At 38.5% G+C, this 4289-nt stretch carries 3 protein-coding genes and 1 pseudogene; all 4 read left to right on the top strand.

Annotated features, from left to right (window positions below; genetic code table 11):
- A pseudogene (locus AC4CVD_RS18600) lies at positions 1–369 on the top strand (relaxase/mobilization nuclease domain-containing protein); the annotation flags it as partial.
- A gap of 351 nt (positions 370–720) precedes the next feature.
- Positions 721–2109, top strand: coding sequence for a replication initiation protein (locus AC4CVD_RS18595; RefSeq protein ID WP_490753679.1), 1389 nt, complete (start codon positions 721–723; stop codon positions 2107–2109).
- Positions 2110–2358: 249 nt separating this feature from the next.
- Positions 2359–2733 carry a plasmid mobilization relaxosome protein MobC gene (gene mobC / locus AC4CVD_RS18590; RefSeq protein WP_286417852.1) on the top strand — a complete coding sequence of 125 codons (375 nt, stop codon included), beginning with the start codon at positions 2359–2361 and terminating at the stop codon, positions 2731–2733.
- Positions 2730–4289, top strand: a 1560-nt coding sequence (locus tag AC4CVD_RS18585) for a relaxase family protein (protein WP_490753678.1), incomplete at its 3' end; no start/stop codon positions are given. The genes mobC and AC4CVD_RS18585, both read left to right, overlap by 4 nt.

Below are 4289 nucleotides of genomic sequence, written 5' to 3'. Positions count from 1 at the left end.
CGTGCAAGAACTGTCAGAGCAAACTATCTCAGCAACTTTTTCACAAGATGTACAACAGAACTTGAAAGTACAGTTGCAGACACGTTTAAACGATTTAGTGAAGAACTTGCAGATAGAGAACCAGGTCCACAACCTAATCAAGCAAGAAATACCGAATTTAGTGCAAGCAGAGATAGAGCGACAATTGAAGCCAATGGCACTACAGATGAAAGAGAAGTTCGACTCAGTGAGCAGCTATCACGAAAAATTTCAGGATTTAGTACAGGAAATATCTTCACGGCTTTAGATCAACTGGATCAGCGAAGAGAGCTACAGAGAGAGCAAGAGCGTCAACGCAGTCGAGATTATGATTCACCAAGCCCATTTTGACCCATTTTTTTTGCGGAGCATTGCATTTGCAATGCTGTCCTCAAAAAAAAAGTGTCTTAATTTTGAACAAATTACAGGTTTTGAGGTGGTAACAGATTTATTTTTGCGAATTTTCAACGAATGAGAAAAAAAATCTTGCAATAGTTGTAGAGTAGCTTCAAATTGAGAGCAATTAGATACATTTTCTTGAATTAGAAAAAGTACAGACCAAAAAAAAGCCCCAGAGTTTTCGACGACACAAGGCTTCTTTTTGGCTTCATCAACCGACTTGTTAGTAGCTGAATCCACAATGTATAGGCGTATTATGCGGTGGATACAGCGATTTAACAAGTCTAAATAACTGACTTGTTTATGCTGAAAACTGTAACAGCGTTTAATTTACGCAAAAAAGCCCTGATTTTTGAAGAACAACAGACTAAGAAGTCTGATCTTGACGCATCTCTTAGCGTTTTTCGTCTTTCAATCCCCGATAATTGTCCACTTTGGACTTCAAAAATAGCTCTTGCAGGTGAAAAACCGACTTGGTTTCACAAAGATGAGGCTAATTTTTCTAATTTCGCATACTTAAAAACTGCAACAGACTTTAAAACTGGCACTCTAATCATTGATATAGATCAACCGATTGCAGACACAATAGAAGCGATTATTTACAGCACTTTAAATGCCCCAATTCCAAACCTAATTGTCAAAAATCCCGCAAATAAACACGTACAGTTAATTTACTGTCTTAAAAATTGGGTCTGTATTGATACAAGCAACAAAAAAGGCAACTACAGCGCAAAAGCACACAGTCTGTATAAAGCCCTCAAACGCCATTTAAACGCCATATTTGGCGGTGATGATGCTTATCATAACTTTATCGCTAAAAACCCCTATAGCGAGCAGTGGGACGTTGTAGGGATGCGTTCAACAAGCTATGAGATGTATGAACTCGCTCGAATTTCAGAACTAGAAGTCAAAAGCACAACATTCATTGAGCGACTACAGTCGAAGCAAACAGATAAAGCCCTGAAACAAGCGTCAGAAGCGTCAGATCGTGCAACGGTTGGAAGCGGTGAACGTAATGACTTCTTATTCAATACTGTGCGTGTACGTGCTTACAGTTTATATAACCAATACGCTAAAGACTGGACACGACAACAATTTGAGAACTGCTTAAATGATTTTGCAAACGAGCTAAATGAAACAAAGTGCAGTCCACCTGTTCAACCAAGTGAAGTTGCTACGATTTGCCATAGTATCGTTGATTATTGTTATGGCAGTTTTGAAGAACAGCGTAAATATACAAAATCAGAACTCAGTGAAATAGCGTCTAAATACGGTAAAAAAGGCGGTAAAGCGAAAGGCTACAAGTACGCACAACAACGGCAACAAGCAAGAAAACTAGCTAAGCAGGGTAAAAAGGCAAAAGATATAGCTCAAATTACTGGGTTATCAATTCGTGCTGTCTACAATGCAATAAATGAAGAAAAACAGCCAAAATCAGTGCAAAAACCAACAAAAAATACAGTGCAAAAACCAGTAAAAAAACTTATTAAATATCATAACTTTAACCCCCTGTTTTGTGCAAATAGCTATCAGTGTAGTGTGCTCTTCAAAAAAGAATTACGAAGTAATTCCCATCTTGTGTGCGAGCGAAGCGAGTTAAAGTCTTTTCTTCAGCCTTTTAATCTTAAAACTTCAAGTATTCAAACTGTGGAATATGCGAATATTGGTATGTCTTTGATTTCCCCCCCGTAAACAACTCAATATTAAATACCGCAATTACAGATAGCCTTTAATTTTATATAACAACATTCGTTCCGAACATTGTTAGTATAAAATCAACATGCTATTGTAATTTAAGCAAGGATACACAATAGGTACTTTTTCAAATAACTACGTTATTTGAAAAAGTACCTATCGTGACCTTGTTCAGGGGGACAAGCCCCCCGAAACCCCCCAACCCAACCGCCTAGACCCAACATGAGGTCCCAACATGAGGTGACTATGGCAGAAGAACATAAACACGAAATTCAGTTTGAAAAGAAAAGACCAATTAGAACCAAAGTTGTGAAAGTGACTCTGTTCGATTCAGAGTTTCAGCTACTTGAAGAAAAGAACCCCTATAACTCGGTAGCTAAGTTACTGAGAGAATCAGCTTTGAAAGCTGTTAAACAAGAAGAAGTACATACAAGTACATATTCAAAACTTGATCGAGATTTCATTCTTGAATTAAGTCGCATCGGTACGAACATCAATCAAATTTCAAAAGCGATAAATACAAATATTGCGAGAGAAGAACCGCTTGATGCAGTGAAGTTACTTCATTTGTTGATTGGTATTGATGAAACCTTGAAGCAACTCAAGGAGTCAGTTAAATGATTGTCGAATTTTTCAAGCGTGGTACAGGCGGATCTACAGGCCCGATAGATTATTTTCTTGGAAAAGATCGAGATCGAGAACATGCAAAAATATTATCAGGTGATTTAGAAGAAGTTGCAGAACTCATAGACAGCTCACCGTATGTAAAAAAATATACGGCAGGGTGCTTGTCCTTTTTCGAGAATGATTTATCAGATGCAAAGAAAAAAGCCCTGATGGCAGCATTTGAAAAAACTCTTTTCCCTGGTCTTGAGCCTGATCAATATCGAATTGTTTGGATTGAACATAAAGACAAGGAAAATGCAGAAACTGGAGAGAAGCGTTTAGAGCTTAACTTTTTAATTCCAAACGTAGAGATCACTACAGGCAAACGGCTACAGCCATTTTATGCAAAAGCAGATTTGAATCGAGTCGATGATTTTAAAAGTATCGTTAATTACAAATATCAGCTTTTTGACCCTGACGACCCTATCAATCGGCGGTCAGTAAAAATCGCAAAGAACTTACCACAGGACAAAAAAGATTTTATTAGTGCCATGAATACAGAAGTTGCTTTGGCAGTCACGGAGGGTTTAGTCCGTGATCGAGAAAGCCTTAAATCATGGATGACTGAAATTGGTCTAGAAATAACCCGAATCACTAAAAATCAAATATCAGTCAAAAATCCCAATAACCCAGAGAGTAAACCCATCCCGCTAAAGGGCGAATTTTATGAGCAGAACTTCCGACATTCTGAGCAAAGCGCAGAGCTTAAGAGAGAAGCATCAGAACGATATAGACAAGAAGCTGATAGCAGATATGCAAACTGCATTGAAAGATACAAAAAGCTTTGTGAATCAAAGAGTGAATATCATCTCGAACGATATGCAACAAGAGATAGATCAGACTCAGCAGAATTTACACGACAGCCTGAAAAACAAGAAAACGAGCATACAAGCCAATATAAACAGGATGGAGCTGGACTTGAACAAAGATACGCAGGAGATGCAAGAGAGCCTACAGCTGCAGATACAGGCCTTGAAAAAGGACTTGCAGACGTTAAGCGCATTGAGCCAAACCACAGCAGAGCAAGCGAAGCTGAAAAAAGCCCTTTTTTCATCGAATATAGTCTTGACTTCGATAGCTCTTATTTTGCTTATATCGAGTATCGCACTAGGCTACGTCAGCAAGAGCAAATACAACGATATAGAAGCGATGCAGAAGCAAGTAGATCACTTGAGGCAGGAAGGCGGCAGTCTATATATATCGACATGCAACAACAAAACTTGTGTCGAGGTAGATCCAAAATATATGCATTTGGATTTCAAAATGAAACAAAACGATCAACGCTCGTTGAGAATCGTGAAAGAGATACGTTAAATGAAACTAGAAGCGCAGTTATTGAACATTATCGAAGAACAGCAGAATCAATTGAAGCAACAACAGCAAGAGCAAGAGAAAGCACTGGAGCTTATACAAGCACAGTCAGGGACTATCGAGCAGTTAAAGAGCTACACGAACACTTTAAACAGCAAGCACAACGAAGCAGTGAAGATAGTGCAGAAATATCAGAAGTT

This window comes from Acinetobacter sp. LipI_23 (assembly GCF_058243045.1).
The sequence above is the reverse complement of the archived record's forward strand: the minus strand, read 5'-3'. Positions and strand labels throughout refer to the sequence as shown.